The sequence below is a fragment of the Sphingomonas yabuuchiae genome (assembly GCF_014199595.1).
In the GTDB taxonomy this organism is placed as follows: Bacteria; Pseudomonadota; Alphaproteobacteria; order Sphingomonadales; family Sphingomonadaceae; genus Sphingomonas; species Sphingomonas yabuuchiae.
Genome location: NZ_JACHNX010000001.1, coordinates 149381 through 169216, shown reverse-complemented (window position 1 = coordinate 169216; position 19836 = coordinate 149381). Strand labels below are relative to the sequence as shown.

Below are 19836 nucleotides of genomic sequence, written 5' to 3'. Positions count from 1 at the left end.
CCGAGCATAGCGCCCGCGCGGCGGACCGCAATGCGGCGTGACGCACGGATTTCAGCAGGAAAGTCTTTCGACCCTTTCGTTATCGAAACGGCCATCCCATGTTGCGGACAGGAAATTCCGCCCACCCCTTGTGTTGCCAAAATACAACACCATCTGACCTGGAAAGCGACAGGAAGACCAGATGAACCTCGAAAAATTCACCGACCGCGCGAAAGGCTTTCTGCAAGCCGCGCAGACCGTGGCGATCCGCAACAGCCATCAGCGTATCGCCCCCGAACACCTGCTCAAGGCGCTGATCGAGGACGATCAGGGCATGGCGTCCGGCCTGATCCAGGCGGCGGGCGGCGATGCCAAGCGCGTCGAGCGCGAGACCGATGCGGCGCTCAGCCGTATTCCGGCCGTCTCCGGCTCGGGTGCACAGAGCTCGCCCGGCCTCGACAATGACCTGGTCCGCGTGCTCGACCAGGCCGAACAGGTTGCGCAGAAGGCGGGCGACAGCTTCGTCACCGTCGAGCGGTTGCTGCTGGCGCTGGCGCTCGCCTCCACCACGGCCGCAGGCAAGGCGCTGGCGGCGGGCGGGGTAAATCCACAAGCCCTGAACGGCGCGATCGAACAGTTGCGCCAAGGCCGCACCGCCGACACGGCGGGCGCGGAGGACCGCTATGATGCGCTCAAGAAGTTCGCCCGCGACCTCACGCAAGTGGCGCGCGACGGCAAGCTCGATCCCGTCATCGGCCGCGACGAGGAAATCCGCCGCACGATTCAGATCCTCGCGCGCCGGACCAAGAACAACCCCGCGCTGATCGGTGAACCCGGCGTCGGTAAGACCGCCATCGCCGAAGGGCTGGCGCTGCGTATCGCCAATGGCGACGTGCCCGACACGCTGAAGGACCGCAAGCTGATGGCGCTCGACATGGGCGCACTGATCGCCGGCGCCAAATATCGCGGCGAGTTCGAGGAGCGGCTGAAGGGCGTGCTCGACGAGGTGAAGGCCGCTGAGGGCGACATCATCCTGTTCATCGACGAGATGCACACGCTGATCGGGGCTGGGAAAGGCGACGGGGCGATGGACGCCTCCAACCTCTTGAAGCCCGCCCTGGCGCGCGGTGAGCTTCACTGCGTCGGCGCGACGACGCTCGACGAATATCGCAAATATGTCGAGAAGGACCCCGCACTCCAGCGGCGGTTCCAGCCGGTCTTCGTCGGTGAGCCCACGGTCGAGGACACCATCTCGATCCTGCGCGGGCTGAAGGAGAAATACGAACTCCATCACGGCGTGCGCATCACCGACGGCGCGCTGGTGGCGGCGGCGACGCTGTCGAACCGCTACATCACCGACCGCTTCCTGCCCGACAAGGCGATCGACCTGATGGACGAGGCCGCCAGCCGCATCCGCATGGAGGTGGAGTCCAAGCCCGAGGAGATCGAGACGCTCGACCGCCGCATCCTGCGCCTGAAGATCGAGCGCGAGGGCCTGCGCCGCGAGAGCGACGCTGCCAGCATCGACCGGCTCGGCCATCTGGAGGAGGAACTCGCCAATCTGGAGGAACAGTCTCACACGCTGACCCAGCGCTGGCAGGCCGAGAAGGACAAGATCGCGGGCGAGGCGAAGCTGAAGGAACAGCTCGACCAGGCGCGCATCGAACTCGACCAGGCCCAGCGCAGCGGTGACCTCGCGAAAGCGGGCGAGCTCTCTTATGGCCGCATCCCGCAGCTGGAGAAGCAGCTGGCCGAGGCGCAGTCCGCGACCGAGGGCGCGATGCTGCGCGAGGAAGTCACCGCCGACGATATCGCGGGCGTGGTCAGCCGCTGGACCGGCGTGCCGGTCGACCGGATGCTCCAGGGCGAGCGCGAGAAGCTGCTCCGCATGGAGGAGGTGATCGGCAAGCGCGTGATTGGCCAGGAGGATGCGGTCCGCGCCGTTTCCACCGCCGTCCGCCGCGCGCGCGCCGGGCTACAGGATCCGAACCGGCCGCTGGGCTCGTTCCTGTTCCTCGGGCCGACGGGCGTCGGCAAGACCGAGCTGACCAAGGCGCTCGCCGAATTCCTGTTCGACGACCCTTCCGCCATGGTGCGCATCGACATGAGCGAGTTCATGGAGAAGCACAGCGTCGCCCGGCTGATCGGCGCCCCTCCCGGCTATGTCGGCTATGAGGAAGGCGGCGTGCTGACCGAGGCGGTGCGCAGGCGGCCCTATCAGGTCGTGCTGTTCGACGAGGTGGAGAAGGCGCATGGCGACGTGTTCAACGTGCTGCTCCAGGTGCTGGACGATGGCCGCCTGACCGATGGCCAGGGGCGGACGGTCGACTTCTCGAACACGCTGATCATCCTGACCTCGAACCTGGGCAGCCAGTATCTGGCGGCGGTCGAGGACGGACAGAGCGTCGAGAGCGTCGAGCCGCAGGTGATGGAAATCGTGCGCGGCCATTTCCGCCCCGAATTCCTCAACCGGCTGGACGAGATCATCCTGTTCCACCGGCTGGGCCAGAGCCATATGGGCCCGATCGTCGACATCCAGGTCGGCCGCGTCGCCAAGCTGCTGGCGGATCGCAAGATCGGCCTGCACCTGACCGATGCCGCGCGCGAATGGCTGGGCCGGGTGGGTTACGACCCGGTCTATGGCGCACGCCCCCTGCGCCGCGCGGTCCAACGCCACCTCCAGGACCCGCTGGCCGAGGAAATCCTGCGCGGCAACGTCAAGGACGGCGCGACCGTGACGGTCGACGAGGGCGACGGGAAACTGGCGCTGTCGGTTGCCTAAGTCCGCGCGAGGCCGGGAAACCATCCCGGCCTCGCGCCCCCTCAGACCGGAACCGGCCCGCGCCGCAACCAGCCGGTGATCGCATAACGGCGATAAGGCGCGGCGCGAGTTACTTCCGACACGCTATGCGGTTGCGGCACCGCGAAAATGTTGAGCGTGTTGAACTGCGGCACCCAGGCTTCGGCCGCGTCGCCCTGCACGCCGTGAAACAGCAAGAGCCCGCCCCATTCGCACCGCCATGCCGGCGTCATCCCCAGCACATAGGCCGCCACCCTGTTCTTGCCCGCCACACCGTCGTCATGGCCGGTCAGGAAATCTCCAGGAGCATAGGCCGTCGCCTGCGCATCGGCCATGGCGACTGCATCATCGCCTACTATCTTGCGCAACATATCGAGCGTCGCCTCCTGCGACATCCAGTGGGCAAAGGCCGCCAAGGGATCGTCGCTCGCAATCCGCGCGGCCACACCATCGGGCGTACGAATGGTCTCGTAACGATATTGGAAGCCGTGGCGCGCGCCTGCATAGACGGCATCGTCCAACGCCTGCCGTTGCTCCGGGCTCATGCCCTGGCGCGTCGTGCGATCCAGTTCGAACAGGCGATCGCCACTGTTCACCACCTGACGCCAGTCGCCACGCTGGCGCAGATGCTCATGCCACCAGACCGCGCATTCCTCGGTCAGGATGGCCGGAATCCGCACCCGCCCGTCCCGCGCAAAGTTCCGCGCCAGGCGATCGGTGTCCAGGGACGGATTGAGTTGAAGCGGCGGTCGATTCATGTTGCGACTGTTCAACCATCCGCCAGCCGCCAGCAACCGTAAACACGCGACACCGATCGCGTGCTGCGGCCAAAGAAAAGGGGGCGGCCCGTCAAGGACCGCCCCCGAGCAGGGTTCGCCGAAGCAAACCCTGGGGTTAGAAGTTCACGCCGAACTGGATACGCGCCGAACGGCCGTCATTGTACGAAGTCGGCAGCGAATAGACAGGCTGCGGTGCCCCCGCCGAGGTCGTGCCCGTTTCCTGCACACGCAGCACAGGCCTCGAGTTAAAGACGTTGAACACCGACAGTCGGACAAAGCCGTTGAAGGCGTCGGTCGGCACTGCGATCGTCGCATCCAGATTGAGCAGCGCGAGCCAGTCCGACTTCAGCTGCGACCCACGGTTCACGACCTGCAACGTGCTGGGTCGGACACCACCCACCCTATTGAACGGATCGTTGATAACGGTGAAGCCGCTGGGATTACGAACGACCGAACCGTTGGCGACGTTACAATAGGCACCACTGGTCGTGTAGTAGAGGCCGGTGATACCGCCCGGCGCCGTCGCGTCAAAATCGGCGCTCGCTGGCGGACGACCGTAGCAGCCGAACTTGCGCGGCGCACTGACCGAGCCGTTGAAGCTGAGCGTCAGCCAGTCCGCGAACTTGTAAGAGCCCCATGCCTTGAAATTGTGGCGGCGATCGTTGGGCAGATACCCGAAAGTGCCGTTGACCAGCACCGGAAGGTCGAAGGCCGTCGTCAGACCGGCGTCGGACTGCGCATTGTCCGACCGGACGCCGCCTTCGATGTTCCCGTAGTTCTTCGAGTAGGTGTAGTTCGCGTTCAGCGACCACTTGCCGTCCCATTCACGTTCGAACGTGAAGTTGACGCCGCGATAGGTGCGCTGTGCCTGCGGATATTGCAGCGAAGCCGCCGACAAGGTCACGGTCCGCGGGTTTGCTTCGCCCGGCAGCGGATCGCTCAGCGTAACCGCCACGTCGCGGCCCGGATTGATCAGCGCGAACTGATGGACGCCGTTCCAGATCGAACGGCAATCCGCCGCCGCCTTACCCTGCGAGATGCAATAGGGGACGATCGCCTGATCGAGCGCCGCATCTTCCAGCGAGTTGTTCAGCTTCGTCTGGATGAAGTTGAAGCCCACCTTGATCCGGTTACCAAGCCGACGTTCCACACCAAAGACGATCTCGTCGACCGACTGCGGCTTCAGATTCGATGCCACCACGGATGCCGTGCTCGGCACGGTCCCGTCGTTGCGCAGGCTGCATGCCGTGCCAGCGGGCGAATTGTTCGGACAGGCGGTAAAGCCAGCGCCGGTCGTGATTGGCGCGCCCAGGATCGGCGTGTTGTCGGCCATCAGCCCGGCGAACTGGTAATAGGCGTCGTAATCGAGTTCGCCGCCCGCCAGTCGGACATTGGTGTTCACCGCAACGGGGATGAAGTAGCGGCTGTACGACCCGAAGAACTTGGTGCGACCATCACCGAGCGGATCGACACTCGCCCCCAGGCGCGGCGCCCACTGGTTCTTGGCGAGGAAGAAGGTCTGCCCGTCGCCATTCTTGTTCTCGAACCGGTCGTTACGGATGCCAAGGTTCAGGTTCAGGCGATCGTTGAGCAGATGCCAATCATCCTGAACGTAGAAGGCTGTGTTGCGGGTCGAGAACTGACCACCCGTACGGAACACACGCCCCTTGATGTAGCTCGTGCCGCCCGGCAGTCCAATGACCGGATCGATCGTCGTTGCCGCGCCCGAAGCCGTCAACAGCGTGTACTGCGCGCCACCATTGGCGACGCTGATCGAATTTTCGTCCAGATCTTCGCGGTCGTAACCGCCGCGAATGTGGTGCGATCCCAGAAGTTCGAACCGGATATCGGCATCCGCGCGATAGAAGGTACGCTTGTCGAAATTGAGCGATGCGTTGCTCAGCGTGTTGCCGATACCGCTATTGGCCCCGTTCCGCTGGTCGGTCACCGACGGCAGGTTGGGCAGACTGGACTCGGTGGTATCCCGGTTCTTGTTCACACCATAGGCAGCCGACAGGGTCAGCCACTGCGTGAAGCTGCCCGTGTAGCGGAAGACGTAGTTTTCGCCGCCCGACTGGTAGATATTGGTGGCAATATAACCACCCGGATTGTTGGTGTTCAGATTATAGCGCAGGCCGCTCGCCAGCGTGTAGCGGCTGGTGCCATAGACATTCTCGATCCGACGACCGGTGGTATTCCAATAGGTCGCCTCGAGCCGCTGGCCGTCGACGATGACGGCGTCGATCTTGCCACCCCAGAACGGGCTGGTGTTGCGATTCTGGCTATAGGAGGTGCCGACGATCTGCTGGTTGAAGGTATTCAGATCAGCGAAATTGGCACACAGCGCCGGGTTGCTGGCGCAACCATTGGCACCCGTGCCGGTGGCCGATGCGACTCCAGTATAACCCTGGCCGTAGCGAATATCGCGAGCGTTGTAGAGACCGTAGAAGAACAGATGATCCTTGATGATCGGGCCAGAGAGCTGCGCGATGAACTCGTGGCGATCCGAATAGTACGAGTCGTTGTCCGCCGCATAGGTATTGCGCGTCTTCGACAGGAGGCTGTTCGGCTGCCAGTTGAACAGCACGCCGCCATGCCACTCGTTCGAGCCGGATTTGGTGGTGCTGTTGATCATGCCGCCGGTGAAGCGACCGAACTCTGCCGGGATACCGCCGATCTTGGTCTGGACCGTCTGATAGAATTCGAACGGGACACCCGCCGCACCGAGCCCGTTGCGGAACTGCGTGACGTTCAGGCCATTGATATAATACACATTTTCCGAGATCGACGCCCCGTTGATCGACGGGAGTGCGGCGAAACGATTGTCGCCACCGACAGCGCCCGGCGCCAGCAGGACGACCGACGTCAGATCGCGGCTCACCGGAACGCGGGTCGCCAGGTCCGCCACGTCGACGGTCTGGCCGATGGTGTTGCTGCTGAAATCGACGACCTGCACGCGGCCTGCGGTCACGACGATGTCGCCGCCGGTCTCGGCGTTCACCGGCTGAAGATTGAACTGGTTCGCAGCACGGCCCTGAATCAGGCGCACGGCCGGATCGGTGAAGCTGTCGAAGCCGTCCGCGCTGATCGTGAAGCTATAGGTACCCTGCGGCAGCGCCGTAATCACATAGGAACCATCAGGCTGCGTCGTCGCGCTGCGGCTGAAGCCCTGTGCCGCCGACGTCACCGTTACCGTCGCACCGCCGATGGCCTTGCCATCCGTGCCGATGACGCGGCCGGTTGCGTTTACCTGCGTATAGTCCTGCGCAGCGGCCGGAGCGGCCGCCACCATGGTACCAACGCCCGCACCGATGATCGCCAACGCCTGAAGCGCGGCGCCGTGGCGCAGCACAGCCTTCGAGAAAAACCCTTTTTCCGTCACGTTCTATTCCCCCTCAAGAACGCCGTGATCGGCGCATCTCAATTCGCCTCGTGAAGAAGCGATGACCAACATATGTCAGGAAAATGACGTCAGGCTGCAAAGGATTTTTGATATATTATTCTTTTTAGGCGCTAGACCTTGCGAAAATGCAACAGTTTAAGATTCGCTGCCGAACGATTGCTACAATTACGGTCATACTTCTCCAAAACATGCTCTAAATTTGGGCTGATCCGTCATGGCGACCTAATTCAATACCACACTCAGGGTATTAGGACAGCAAGGCAGTATATATGATTTTGCTGACATAGTGATACAATACACATATCAACATTTTGCCATTTACCGCGCCCAAAGAAAAAGGGGCGACTCCCGTAGGAACCGCCCCTTGCAAGGGGGATCCGCCGAAGCGAACCCTGGGGTTAGAAGTTGAACTTGGCGCCGGCGCGGAACTGGCGGCCGAAGATGCCGTCGCCGCCCTGCACCGCATTGTACAGATACGCGCCGTAGGTGACCGGATCGACCGGGGGCAGGCGGTTGAAGACGTTCAGGACGTTCACATAGAATGTGAACTTGTCGTTGACCTTGAACGACGCGTTCGCGTCCGCGGTGATGTAGCTCTTCACGCGGCAGCCGAAATAGGCCGGGGCCTGGCCGCAATCCTTGTACGCGTCGCCCTGGTCCATGGCCGACAGGTCATAGCCCGAGGTGTAGTTGACCGTCCCCGTCAGTGCGAAGTCGCCGAAGTCGAAGGTGTTGACCCAGTTGCCCTTCCACTCGAACGTGCCCGAACCGGCCGTCAGGTTGAAGTTGCCCAGCGTGTCGACATAGGTCTGGCGCTTGCCGTCCACCGTCGTGCTCAGCTCCAGGATCAGGCTGGCGTTCAGGTTGGTGTTCCAGCGGAACGAGCCGAAATCGTAAAAGCCGTTCATGCCGAAATCGATGCCTTCGGACTTGATCGTCTGGGCATTGATAAGCTGCGAACGGACGAAGGCGATCTTCGGCGTGGCGTTCGGGTTGTTCACGTCGACCGCATCGGGGATGACCGTGAAGCCGCCGGGGATCGCGGTGCCCGCATAATAGGCGGCGATCGCAGGCGACAGGTCGGGCGTGGTGATCGCCCCGGTCTTGCGGATGTTATAGTAATCCACGGTCAGCGACAGGCCGCGCACCGGATCGACCTTGATACCGGCGGTGAAGCTGCGCGACTTTTCAGGCGCCAGATCCTGCGATGCCAGCGTCGTCTGGCCGATCGAGTAGTTGGAGATATAGCCCGAGCAGTTGGTCGGCGTCTTCTGCGAACAGATCTGACCCGCGCCCGGGTTGATGCTGTACTGGCTCAGGAAGGCGTCGGGGATGCTGCTCAGCGACTGGGTCACATAACCCGTGGTGGGCAGCGCGTTCGCCTCGCCGAAGGACGGGATGCGGAAGCCGCGCGAATAGGTGCCGCGCAGCGTCACCTGGCGGATCGGCTTGAAGATCGCACCGAACTTTGGCGAGAAGGCGCTCTGACCGCTCGAATAATGGTCATAGCGACCCGAGGCGTTCAGCGTCAGCTGATCGACGACCGGCGCGTTGACCTCATAGAAAGCCGACGAGACGGTGCGGTTGCCCTTGGTGCCGAATGCATTCAGGCGGAAATAGCGCTGGGTCGGGCCGTTTTCGTCCGAATTGGCGCTGGGGGCGTCGATCGCTTCGTAGAAGATCGAGCCGCCGACCGCCACGCGCAGGTCGCCGCCCGGCAGGGTCATGATCGCCTTGCCCAGCGTGAACTGCGCCTGGAGCAGGTCCGAGCTGTCGTTGGTGATGTTGGTCGGCGTCAGATAGTTCAGCGTCGCCTGGCTGTTCTGGCCCGGGTTGATGAAATTGTAGCTGCCGTCCTTGATCACATCGAGCAGGTGCTGGATGTAGACATAGCCGTTCTGCTCGAGGCGCAGATCGGTGTGCATCGCGGTCGCATCGAAGCGATAGTCGACGTCGTTCAGGATCGTGCCGTTGATCCCGAAGGCGGCGCGATAGACGCGGCTGCGGGTGTTGGTCGATTCGAAGCTGTTCGGCAGCTGGCCGACCAGACGCGCCACCTGCCCTGCGGCGGCGAACGGATTGTTCGGGTTCAGCGTCCCGTTGGTCACGTTGCACGCGCCGACCGTCGTGCGCGGGCAGACATAGACCGGCAGCGCCAGGATCGCCGAGTTGGGATCGATCGCCGATGTCGGGTTCTGCGACGTCGAATATTGCGGGAAGAGGATACCGGCGGGGGCATTGGCGCGGATCACCGTCGGGGTGCCGGTATAGCTGGTCGTCGCCTGCTGGAAATTGACCTGCAGATAGGCTTCGGACGTGTCACCGATCTTGGCGGTGAAGCGCGCCGAACCGCCGACACGCTCGATGTCCGGGGTGATGTTGCCGTACAGGCGCTGGGTGTCGACCTGACAGACCGTACCCGGTGCGGTGGCGTTGGCAGGCAGCGCCAGCTCGGCCGCGGTCGGGTTGTACGGATTGCCGGTGAGGCAGCCCGCCGCCGGGTTCAGCAGCTGATAGCGGCCGAGCGCGGTGGTGTTGGTCGCATCCGCCGGGCGGACATAGAAGTTCGGCGTGTTGATCGCGAAGCCGTTGGTGAACTGGTTGTTCGCGTCCAGGCCGTTGGCGATGTTGTTCGGACCGCAAACCAGCGAGCCGGTGCGGTTGGAGCAGATGCCGCGCTCGTCGCTGGTGTTGTAGGGCGCGGGCAACTGGCTCGCGCGGACGCCTTCCGAGCGATAATAGAAGCCGCTGACATAGGCGTTATAGCCCTGCTCATCGAGATCGCCGGTGCCTGCGGTCAGCGAGACGCGCTGGTTGGCGTTATAGCCGCGCTGCGAGATACCCGCCTCGGCGCGTCCCATCACGCCCTTCACCGAACGCTTGGTGATGATGTTGACCACACCCGCGATCGCGTCCGCGCCATAGCTCGACGAGGCGCCGTCGCGCAGCACTTCGACGCGGTCCACGATGTCGTCTGGAATGGTGTTCAGATCGACGAAGTTGCGCGTGCCGTCGTCCGACAGCGGGTAATAGGCGGCGCGCAGGCCGTCGAACAGCACCAGCGTCGAATTGGTCGACAGACCGCGCAGCGACACCGACGAGGCACCACTCGCAAAGGCGCCATTGGCGGTAAACGAGTTGGTCAGCGCCGGGCCGTTGTTCGATGCCAGCGCCTGGATGCCCGCCTGCACCGTGTTGATGCCGCGCACGTCGAGATTCTCGGCGGTGATCGTCGAGACCGGCGACACGCCGGTATCGGCACCGCGAATGATCGAGCCGGTAACGACGATATCGCCGCCGGTGCCCGCGTCCGCCTGTTCGGCGCCCTGCGCCACCTGGGCATTGGCTTCGGCATTCTGATTGGCGGCCGGCACGCTCTGCGCCAACGCGGGCGCGCCCAACAGCATCGACAGCGGCGCAACGGTGGCCAACAGGCCCAGCTTGCGCGGCCCCATCCACGAATAGGTCATGGTCTATACCCTTTTTCCCGTCCGGCGTCCGATTTCGGCTCGCCGGCTTACCTGACTCCATGAAACGGAATTTCCGTTCCGTAACTGAATGTTGCTTGATTGGTACGGAGCAATGCCATTGTAAAGATGGGAGAAATGCAACGGGCGACCGAGCGTTACGCCATGACGGATGGGACATACACTCTTACGCAAGGTCATGATATCGATTGTAGGTGAAGGTCGCGGTCACATCTTTGATACATTTTGCGACAATATTTTTGACGTAATATGCTCTCTAGCCATTCACGAGCGGAATAACCCAGGCACAAAAAAAGGGCGGCGGACCCGTAGATCCACCGCCCTCCCTTCGCGGGTTAGAACGAAGGATTAGAAGTTGAAGCGCACCGCCACGAAGAAGTCGCGGCCCAGCACGTCATAGACGCCGGGATAGGTGTTCGACTGTTCCTGGTTCGAACCCAGCACCTTGGGCTTCTTGTCGAACAAGTTGTTGATACCAAACGACCAGTTCATGTTGTTGTTGACGTCGAACGCGAAGCTCAGGTCGAACACGTCATAGGCGGGGATACGCTCGACGAAATAGGTCGTCGAGGGATCGTCGTCCCGCACGCCCGACAGGTGGCGCCAGCGCGTGCTTATCGTGGTCGGACCGTCGAGCAGCGACAGACGCGAGGTCCACTTCCACTTCGGCGTCGGCGTGCCGCAGATCAGACCGAACTTACCTGCGCAGCGGTTGATCTCGTTCGGCAAGTCCTGAACCGGCGTCAGGTTATTGCGCATGGTGTAGGTGCCCTGCACCATCGCGCTCAACCGGGTCTCGCCACCGCCGAACAGCGAGAAGCCGAGGCGGGTGTTATAGTCGGCAGCGAAGTCTACACCCTCGGCCTGCAGACGACCGACATTGGCGTTCAGGATCTGCGGCGCGATCGTGCCGTCGAACTGGCCCAGCGCGTTGCGGGTGCCTTGGAAGGCTTGGCAATAGACGCTGTTGACGTTCTGGATGACGTTATAGCACAGATTCAGCGCGTTCGAGACGCTGCCGCCCAGCTGCGAGATCGTGTTATCGACCTTGATGTTGAAATAATCGACGCGGATCGAGAGACCCGGCACGAAGCTGGGGGTCAGGACGACACCAGCGGTGATGCTGTCCGACGTTTCCTGCTGCAGGGCGGGGTTGCCGCCGACGGTGGCTTGAATCTGCGTGTTCAGCTGAACGTTGCTGTTGCCTACGGACGCGGCGGGCACGCCCGTCGCGATGCAGAGGTTGCGCAGCGTCGCGTTGTTGGCGGCAGACGCCTGGGCGCAGGGGTCCGGCGCCTGATAGAAGCCGGTCGCCTGACCACCGAACAACTCACCGACGTTCGGCGCGCGCACCGCACGCTGATACTGACCGCGGAACATGATGTCCCGCGCCGGTGCCCAGGTCACGTCGCCCGCATAGGTCCAGACGCCGCCGACGGCCGCCAGCGAATAGTCCGAATAACGGCCTGCGCCGTGCAGTTCGAGGCGATGGAAGAACGGCTTGTCCGCAATCAGCGGCACGCGGATTTCGCCGAAGATTTCCTTGACGTTATAGCTGCCCGCGGTCGCGTCACCGGCGTTGAAGCCAATCACGTCACCCGACGACAGGGCGGTGTCGGGAATGAACTCCGACGCCATCTTGCGATATTCGCCGCCGAGCGCGAACCCGACATCTTCGCCGCCCAGGCCCAGGTTGAACAGCGAACCGGAGACCGAGGCGTTGGCCACCTGCAGCACCGACGTATCGCCGTTCTGTGCCAAAATGGTGATCTGGTCGAGCATCGCCGGGGTCAACGTGTTCGGACCGAACACGTTGATTGCGCTGGCCGTGCCGTTCAGGCCAGCCTGGAATGCCGAACGCGAGATGTTGCCGCGCTGCACGTTGGCGTTGCGGGTCCGCGCGTACGAGTAATAGGCGTCGTAGTTCAGCCAATCGGTGATGTCACCGCGAACGCCCGCGAGCAGACGGAACGCGTTACGCTCGTCGAGTGAATTGCGGCGACCCGCTTCGTTGATACGACGCTGAATCGCCAGCGGCACGATGCCGTCGCCGACCGTATTGCCGGTCGCGGCGATCGCATCCAGCTGACGCAGCGAAGCGATGTTAGCCGCCGACAGGAACGGCGAAACGGCGTTGATGTTGACGTTGAACGTGCCGGTGACAGGGGTCGGCGCCAGCTCGTTGGCGACGCGGTTGTTGACGAACGTGCCCTCGATATAGGCGGTGTGTCCGTCCTTGAACTCGTAATCGGCATAGCCGCCGACCAGATAGCGCTCCTGCGGCACCATCAGATAGTTGTCGACCGCAAAGTTGTAGAGATCGGTCGACTGACGCTGACGGCTGACACCCGGTGCGGTGAAATAGGCACCCGGCGAGCAGAAGACGTTGCCGGCCGGGCAGTTCGCCGCCGAATAGGTCGAAGTGACGCGGCCGAACGGCGTGGTCGACGAACCCGCCGGGATCAGCCCGGTCGCGGTGGCATTCTCACCCAAGGCTTCCCGCGAGAAGTCGCGTGCGCCCTGATAGATCGATGCGCGGTTATAATATTCGCCGTAAACGGTCGCATGGCCGCGATCGCCCAGATTGCCGCCGATTGCGAGATAGCCTTCGTAACGACGACCATCGCCACGCTCGGTGATGCCATACTGGCCGCCTGCGAGCACACCGTTCAGGTTGTTCCGCAGACGGAAGTTGACGACACCCGCGACTGCGTCCGAACCGTACACGGCCGATGCACCGCCGGTCACGACGTCGACGCCTTCCAGCAGGAAGGACGGGATGGTGTTCAGGTCGACGACCTGCGACGTGTCGAACGAAACCCAGCGACGACCATTAACCAGCACCAGCGTACGCTGCGAGCCCAGACCGCGCAGGTTCAGCGTCGAAACGCCGCCGCCCGGATTGTTCGAGAAGGCGGTCGAACCTGGAATCACCTGCGGCAGAGTGTTGATGACCGACTCGACGTTCACCGAGCCCGACAGCTGGAACTCTTCCTGGCCGACGACTGCGACCGGCGCGGCCGTCTGCAGGGTGCGGCTGGCAATGCGCGAACCGGTGACGACGACTTCGCCGCCTTCGGGTTGCTGCGTCGTGGGCGAGGTGGTGACGTCGGCGTTACCGCCTGTGGCTGGCGCGGTCTGCGCCTGGGCTGCGGTGCCGATCGTGAAGGCACCCAGCATGAACGTCGTTGCGAGCAAGCGCGAACGCATTCCCTTCATATTCTAACCCCTTTTTTTGTTCATCCGTCTTCGCGGATCGGCGATGTTCACGCGGGAGACGCGCGCCATCGACTGAGTTAAGGTTTATGCAATAGTTCTGACATCAGGCAACAATCTAACACGCACAAACAGCAAAAATGGCGTGGCTTTTCGCAATCTAGTGACAAAACTGACACAGGACGTGTCGGGCGGCAGGAAGGGCAAAAGGCGTAAAATGAAGGCAATGAAACCCACAAAGTCCATATTTGTCATAGTCTTAGGATGGACGGCTCTGGGCACAGCCCCGGCCGCCGCGCAGGACGCGGCGGACACCGGACAATCCGCGTTGCTGATCGACCAGATCACTGCCTGTCGCACGGTCGGCGATGCGGAGCGCCGCCTGGCCTGTTTCGACCAGGCGGCGACGGCGCTGGCCAAGGCTCGAATCGACCGACAGATGGTCGTGCTCGACCGCGGCGAGGTCCGCCAGAAGCGGCAGTCGCTGTTCGGCCTGCGCCTGCCGGAGATTCAGCTATTCGGTCGCGACGAGGCCAAGGAACCCGAAATTCGGGAAGTCCGCTCCAAGGTGGTCCGGCTGGCCCGTTATGGTCGCGACCAATGGACCGTCTGGTTGGAACAGGGCGGTGTGTGGCGCACCACCGAAAAAGCCCGGTTCGATCCCGAGGTCGGTCAGTCGGTGCGCATCTTCAAGGCCGCGATGGGCAGCTTCCGGGCATCGTTCGATAATAATCTGGCGGTGCGGATCGAACGGGTCGAATAACCCGTCACGGCATCGGCCCCGTCACCAGCAACGGGTCGAGCTTGCGGCCGCGCCATTGCAGGCTCCAGTGGAGATGCGGGCCGGTCGCGCGACCCGTGGCACCGACCGCGCCGATCGGCTGGCCCTGGCGGACATGATCGCCGACGCGGACATCGATCCGCGACAGGTGCAGGAAGGCGCTGTTCAGCCCCTGGCCGTGGTCGAGCATCAGCAGATGCCCCTCCAGCGTGAAGGGCTGCTGTGCGGCCAGGATCACGACGCTGTCGGCGGGCGCGCGGACGATGGTGCCGGTGGGAACCGCGACGTCGGTGCCGGAGTGATAGCTGCCCGGCTCGCCGCGATAGACGCGCTGCGCCCCGAACAGGCCCGAGATGCGGCCCGTCACCGGCCATGTCAGCGTCTGACGCCAGCCCTCCGCATCGGTCGCCAGCGCGCGGGCGGCCCGAATCTGGGCGAGTTCGGGGGGACGCAGCCGCTGAAACTCGGGATCGGGGACGGGATATTTGGGCAGCGTGTTCAGCCGCTCGATCCGCCAGTCGCGCGGCGCAATGGTCAGCGGCTGCCGCACCTGTCGTCCGTCGGCCAGGGTAGCAAGCAGCTCGGCGGACGGCCCAGCGTCGCGGTCGAACCCGGCCAGGAAGGCGCCGTCCGGGGCCAGCGGAACGGCCTGTCCGTCCAGCGCCACCGATACCGCGCCGGTCGGCGCCTGCCCCCGGATCAGGCCGCCCTGGCTCAGCTGCCCGGTCCAGCGGAACGGGGTCACGGGCGGGGCAACGGCGGGCGGCGCCGGGCGCGGCGTCGATGCGGTGGGCGGCGCCACCATCGGCTCACCCGGCGCGACGCATCCGGTCAGCGCCAACACCAGCGTCCCGACGCCCCACGCCCTCATTGCGGCGCGAGGACCTTGGCGGTCGCTTCCGCATCGGCATAGGCTTCCTGCCGCGCCGCGCTCCAATATTTCAGGTCTTCGAGCGGAATGCGCCGCCCCGTCACCGCGCAGACGACATGATCGCCCGGCGACAGGACACGAAAGCCATTGGCCATATAGTGAAGCCGCGCGGGGCGATCGGTGTTCGACATCAGCATGTTGGTCTCTTTCGCGGTCAAAGGAGCGTCGGCTGATCCGGCTTGTCCTGTTTGGGCTGCTGCTCCCGCCTGGGCTTGTCATAGGTTTTGGCGGCGGGCCGCTCAAGCCCGGCCGCCTCCACCGCCACGTCCACCGTGCCGTCGCGGAACCGCAGGGTCAGCGTGTCCGCCGCCCGCGCCGCCTCCGCCGAGGACAGGGTCTCGCCGCCCGGCCGTGCAGTGATGCGGGCATAGCCACGCTCCAGGATACGGTCGGGGTTGAGCGACTGGACCAGCCGCCAGGTCGCGGCCAACCGGTCGCGCCCGCGCTCGACCTGGCGCTCCAGGATCGCCGGGCGCAGCGCCGCGCCTGCCCGGTCCAGCCCGCCGCGCGCCAGCGTCACCCGCCGCTCCAGCCCGCGATCCAGCCGCGCCCCCGCCTCGTCCGCCCGCTGGCGCTGCGGCCCCAGCAATTGGTCGCGCTTGGGCAGCAGCCGTGCCATCGCGTCGAGCCGCTCGCGGCCGCGCTCGACATAGCGGCGTGCGCAGCGCTCGGTACGCTGGCGATGGCTGGCGACCGTCAGGCGCAGGTCGGCGAGCACCGGCACCGCGATCTCCGCCGCCGCCGTCGGGGTCGGAGATCGCAAATCGGCGGCATAGTCGCACAGGGTCGTGTCGGTCTCATGCCCGACGGCCGAGATGATCGGGATCGAGCAGTCCGCCACAGCGCGGACAACGACTTCCTCGTTGAACGACCAGAGATCCTCGATCGAGCCGCCGCCGCGCGCGACGATCACCAGATCGGGTCGCGGCACCGGGCCGCCGGGCGCGATCGCGTCGAAGCCTCGGATGGCGGCGGCGACCTCCTTGGCCGAGCCTTCGCCCTGCACCTTGACCGGCCAGACGATGACATGGGTCGGGCAGCGATCCTCCAGCCGGTGGAGGATGTCGCGGATCACCGCGCCGGTCGGCGAGGTGACGACGCCGATCACCGGCGGCATGAAGGGAAGCGCGCGTTTCCGCTCGCGGGCGAACAGCCCCTCGCCCGCCAGTTTCGCCTTCAGCTTCTCGAACAACGCCATCAGCGCGCCCGCACCGGCCAATTCCATCCGCTCGACGACGATCTGGTATTTGGATCGGCCGGGGAAGGTGGTCAGGCGGCCGGTGGCGATCACCTCGATCCCGTCCTGCGGCTGAAAGGGCAACGTGTTCGCCGCGCCCTTCCACATCACCGCGTCGATGACCGCATTCTCGTCCTTCAGGCTCATATAGACATGGCCCGAGGTGGCGCGCTTGTACCCGGAAATCTCGCCGCGCAGGCGGACATGACCGAATTCGCCCTCCACCATCCGCTTCAGCTTCAGGCTGAGTTCGCCGACCGATAGCGCGAGCGCGTTGTCGCCGGCGATCTCCTCGGCTACCAGCCTCGAACTTTCGTCATAGGGATAAGGATCGGGCATGAACGTCCTGCTGCTGGGATCGGGTGGCCGCGAACACGCGCTGGCGTGGAAGCTGGCACAGTCGAACGGGTTAGATACGCTCTACGCCGCGCCCGGCAACCCCGGTATCGCCGCGCACGCGACCTGCGTCGCGCTGAACGCGACCGATCACACCGCCGTGGTCACCTTCGTCAAGGAGCATGACGTGGGCCTGGTCGTGGTCGGCCCCGAGGCGCCACTGGTCGATGGCCTGGCCGATTCGCTGCGCGCCGAGGGCATCCCGGTGTTCGGGCCGAGCAAGGCTGCCGCGCAGCTGGAGGGGTCGAAGGGCTTCACCAAGGACCTGTGCCGCCGCGCCGACATCCCGACCGCCGGTTATGTCCGCGTCAATACGCTGGCGGAGGCGCAAGCCGCGCTTGCCGGCACCTTCGGTCTGCCGGTCGTCATCAAGGCCGATGGCCTGGCGGCGGGCAAGGGCGTGACCGTCGCCTTCACCAAGGCCGAGGCCGAGGGCGCGATCACCGACCTGTTCTCGGTCCCCGGCGCCGAGGTGGTGATCGAGGAATTCCTGGAGGGCGAAGAGGCGAGCCTGTTCGTCCTGACCGATGGCGAAGCGCTCCTGCCCTTCGGATCGGCACAGGATCACAAGCGTGTCGGCGATGGCGATACCGGCCCGAACACCGGCGGCATGGGCGCCTATAGCCCCGCGCGCGTCCTGACACCCGAGCTGGAGAGCCAAGCGATCGACCGGATCGTCCGTCCGACCGTCGATACGCTTCGCGCCGAGGGGACGCCGTTTTCGGGCGTGCTCTATGCCGGTCTGATGCTGACCGAGCAGGGGCCGAAGCTGATCGAGTATAATGCCCGCTTCGGCGATCCCGAATGCCAGGTGCTGATGCTGCGTTTCCAGGGCGATCTGCTGGCGGTGATGCTGGCGGTGGCCGAGGGGCGGCTGGCCGAGCTGCCTGCGCCTGCTTTCTCGGAGGACCCGGCGCTGACCGTCGTCATGGCGGCCGCGGGCTATCCCGGCACGCCCAAGGCGGGTGGCAGCATCGACGCGATCGACGCCGCCGAGGCGACCGGCGCGGTGGTGTTCCAGGCGGGCACCCGGATGGACGGCGAACAGCTGGTCGCCAGCGGTGGCCGCGTGCTGGCCGTGACCGCCAGCGCCGCGACGGTGGGCGAGGCCCAGGCCGCCGCATACCGCGCGGTCGATGCGATCCGCTTCCCCGATGGCTTCTGCCGCCGCGACATCGGCTGGCGCGAGGTTGCGCGCGAAGCGGGAACCGAGGCTTGATCCCAGTGATTGGGGTTCGCGACGCGGGCCCCGGGGCCAATGGGTGGACAATAGGGTAACGCCATGAACGACACGACAGCAGCACCGGCGACAAGCCTCATCCCCGATGGCGTGGCGGCCATCACGACCATCCATTTCGTCCTGCTCGCCATCGTCGCGCTGGCGGCGATCGCGATGATCGTGGTCGGGATGCGCCTGAAGCACCGCCGCAAAAAGGCCGCGCGCCGGGTGGAGGAAAATGCGCAGGAAGCCGGGCTGTCGGTGCGCCAGCCCGACCACAAGCCGATCAGCGAAGCCTCGCTGACCGAGCCCAAGGCGAGCCCGACGCCCGTGCCCGCGCCTGTACCGGTGCCCGCCCCGGCCCCGACGCCAGCGCCAGTCGCGCCCCCGGTCATGCCGACGCCCAGCGCGCCCGAAGAGCCGATGATCGCGGACGAGCCGCTGAACGACGAGCCGGTCGCCGCCGCCGCGCCGATGACCGCCAGCCCGGCCGCCGAAGCCGCGCCCGCTCCTGCTGATCCTCCTGCCGAACCGGCACGCCCGGAGGATCAGCCGATCACACTGCTCAAGGGCCTAGGGCCCAAGCTGACCCAGAAGCTGGCCGAACATGGCATAACCACGGTCGGCGACATGGCTGCGCTCAGCGAGGCACAAGCGCAGGCGCTCGATGCGCAGTTGGGGGCCTTTTCGGGCCGCATGGCGCGCGACCGCTGGCTGGAACAGGCGCGACTGCTGGCGGCGGGCGACCGTGCGGGGTTCGAGGCGGTGTTCGGGCGGCTCTGACGGAACGCCCCGCCGCCCGGCCGGTTGAGGCGCGATGACCACGTTCGATCCCGGCACCACCGCCCTTATCCTCATCGACCTGCAACAGGGCATCGTACCACATGCGGGCGGTCCGCGATCCGGCGACGAGGTGGTGGCGACCGCCAAGACGCTCGCCGCCCGCTTCCGCAAGGCGGGCGCGCCGGTCGTGCTGGTCCATGTCGGCTTCACGCCCGAGACGCTGCCCAGCCTCAACGCCGACCGCCCCAGCCTGCCGCCAGAGGGCACGCCGCCCGCCTTCAGCGAACTGCTCCCCAACCTGCGCCAGCCCGGCGACATCGTGGTGCTGAAGCATCATTGGGGGGCCTTCACCGGCACCGACCTGGACCTGCAATTGCGGCGGCGTGGGGTACGCACGGTGGTGATTGCGGGCATCTCGACGAACATGGGCGTCGAATCGACCGCCCGCTCGGCCTGGGAACTGTCCTACGACGTGGTTATCGCCGAGGACGCCTGCGCCTCGCGCTCGGCCGAACTCCATGCCTTTGCCATCGAGCACATCTTCCCGCTGTTCTCGCGGGTCGTGGCGTCGGGGGATATTGAACTGGCGTGACAGGCGCGAGCAAAGGCCGGGAATGATGGAAATCGACCAATGCGCCGTTAGACCGTGATGACATTGCGTTGAACCAAGCTGAGCCCCTCCCCTGAAGGGGAGGGGTGAGTCCATCTTACCTCATCACGGTCTAAAATAGCATCAGGACTTTTACGGTCCGGCCCGTTGAGCGTCAGCTGCCTTTCCGCTTTCCAACCGATCGCCAGTCCCGAACTGCTATTTGGACGAACTT

The 19836-nt window shown here is 64.8% G+C and carries 12 protein-coding genes; 5 read left to right on the top strand and 7 right to left on the bottom strand.

Features of this window, described 5'->3' with window-relative positions:
• Positions 1-181 precede the first annotated feature (181 nt).
• The gene (gene clpB, locus GGQ89_RS00735) at positions 182-2761 is read left to right on the top strand and encodes an ATP-dependent chaperone ClpB (RefSeq protein ID WP_184103292.1); all 2580 of its coding nucleotides are present in this window, start codon (positions 182-184) and stop codon (positions 2759-2761) included.
• A 41-nt stretch (positions 2762-2802) separates the two neighbouring features.
• On the opposite strand, the gene GGQ89_RS00730 is transcribed toward clpB, so the two are convergent.
• From GGQ89_RS00730 to GGQ89_RS00715, 4 genes are all read right to left on the bottom strand, one after another.
• A complete protein-coding gene (locus GGQ89_RS00730; RefSeq protein ID WP_184103290.1) occupies positions 2803-3537 on the bottom strand; it encodes a 2OG-Fe(II) oxygenase in 735 nt (244 codons plus the stop codon).
• A gap of 136 nt (positions 3538-3673) precedes the next feature.
• Complete coding sequence (locus GGQ89_RS00725) at positions 3674-6940, bottom strand: outer membrane beta-barrel protein (RefSeq protein ID WP_184103288.1); 3267 nt, start codon at positions 6938-6940, stop codon at positions 3674-3676.
• Positions 6941-7359: 419 nt separating this feature from the next.
• Positions 7360-10431, bottom strand: coding sequence for a TonB-dependent receptor domain-containing protein (locus tag GGQ89_RS00720; protein ID WP_184103286.1), 3072 nt, complete (start codon positions 10429-10431; stop codon positions 7360-7362).
• A gap of 366 nt (positions 10432-10797) precedes the next feature.
• Positions 10798-13668, bottom strand: a complete 2871-nt coding sequence (locus GGQ89_RS00715; protein WP_240456556.1) for a TonB-dependent receptor domain-containing protein — start codon at positions 13666-13668, stop codon at positions 10798-10800.
• A 325-nt stretch (positions 13669-13993) separates the two neighbouring features.
• Here GGQ89_RS00715 and GGQ89_RS00710 point away from each other — a divergent pair, with 325 nt between their 5' ends.
• Positions 13994-14428, top strand: coding sequence for a hypothetical protein (locus GGQ89_RS00710; RefSeq protein WP_184103284.1), 435 nt, complete (start codon positions 13994-13996; stop codon positions 14426-14428).
• A 4-nt stretch (positions 14429-14432) separates the two neighbouring features.
• Here the strand turns inward: GGQ89_RS00710 and GGQ89_RS00705 are convergent, their stop codons facing one another.
• The 3 genes from GGQ89_RS00705 to xseA are packed head-to-tail and all read right to left on the bottom strand — an operon-like array spanning position 14433 to position 16953.
• Positions 14433-15317, bottom strand: coding sequence for a M23 family metallopeptidase (locus GGQ89_RS00705; protein WP_184103282.1), 885 nt, complete (start codon positions 15315-15317; stop codon positions 14433-14435).
• Positions 15314-15514, bottom strand: coding sequence for a DUF2093 domain-containing protein (locus GGQ89_RS00700; RefSeq protein WP_056432488.1), 201 nt, complete (start codon positions 15512-15514; stop codon positions 15314-15316). The genes GGQ89_RS00705 and GGQ89_RS00700 overlap by 4 nt, the downstream gene beginning before the upstream one ends.
• 17 nt (positions 15515-15531) lie before the next feature.
• Entirely contained in the window at positions 15532-16953 is a 1422-nt protein-coding gene (gene xseA / locus GGQ89_RS00695; protein WP_184103280.1) for an exodeoxyribonuclease VII large subunit, read from the bottom strand.
• Here xseA and purD point away from each other — a divergent pair.
• The 3 genes from purD to GGQ89_RS00680 all read left to right on the top strand — a co-directional run bounded on the left by purD (position 16952) and on the right by GGQ89_RS00680 (position 19604).
• Entirely contained in the window at positions 16952-18229 is a 1278-nt protein-coding gene (gene purD / locus GGQ89_RS00690) for a phosphoribosylamine--glycine ligase (protein WP_184103278.1), read from the top strand. The genes xseA and purD overlap by 2 nt on opposite strands.
• Before the next feature lie 63 nt (positions 18230-18292).
• Entirely contained in the window at positions 18293-19012 is a 720-nt protein-coding gene (locus GGQ89_RS00685) for a hypothetical protein (RefSeq protein WP_184103276.1), read from the top strand.
• Between the two features lie 34 nt (positions 19013-19046).
• Complete coding sequence (locus tag GGQ89_RS00680) at positions 19047-19604, top strand: hydrolase (RefSeq protein WP_184103274.1); 558 nt, start codon at positions 19047-19049, stop codon at positions 19602-19604.
• Positions 19605-19836 lie beyond the last annotated feature (232 nt).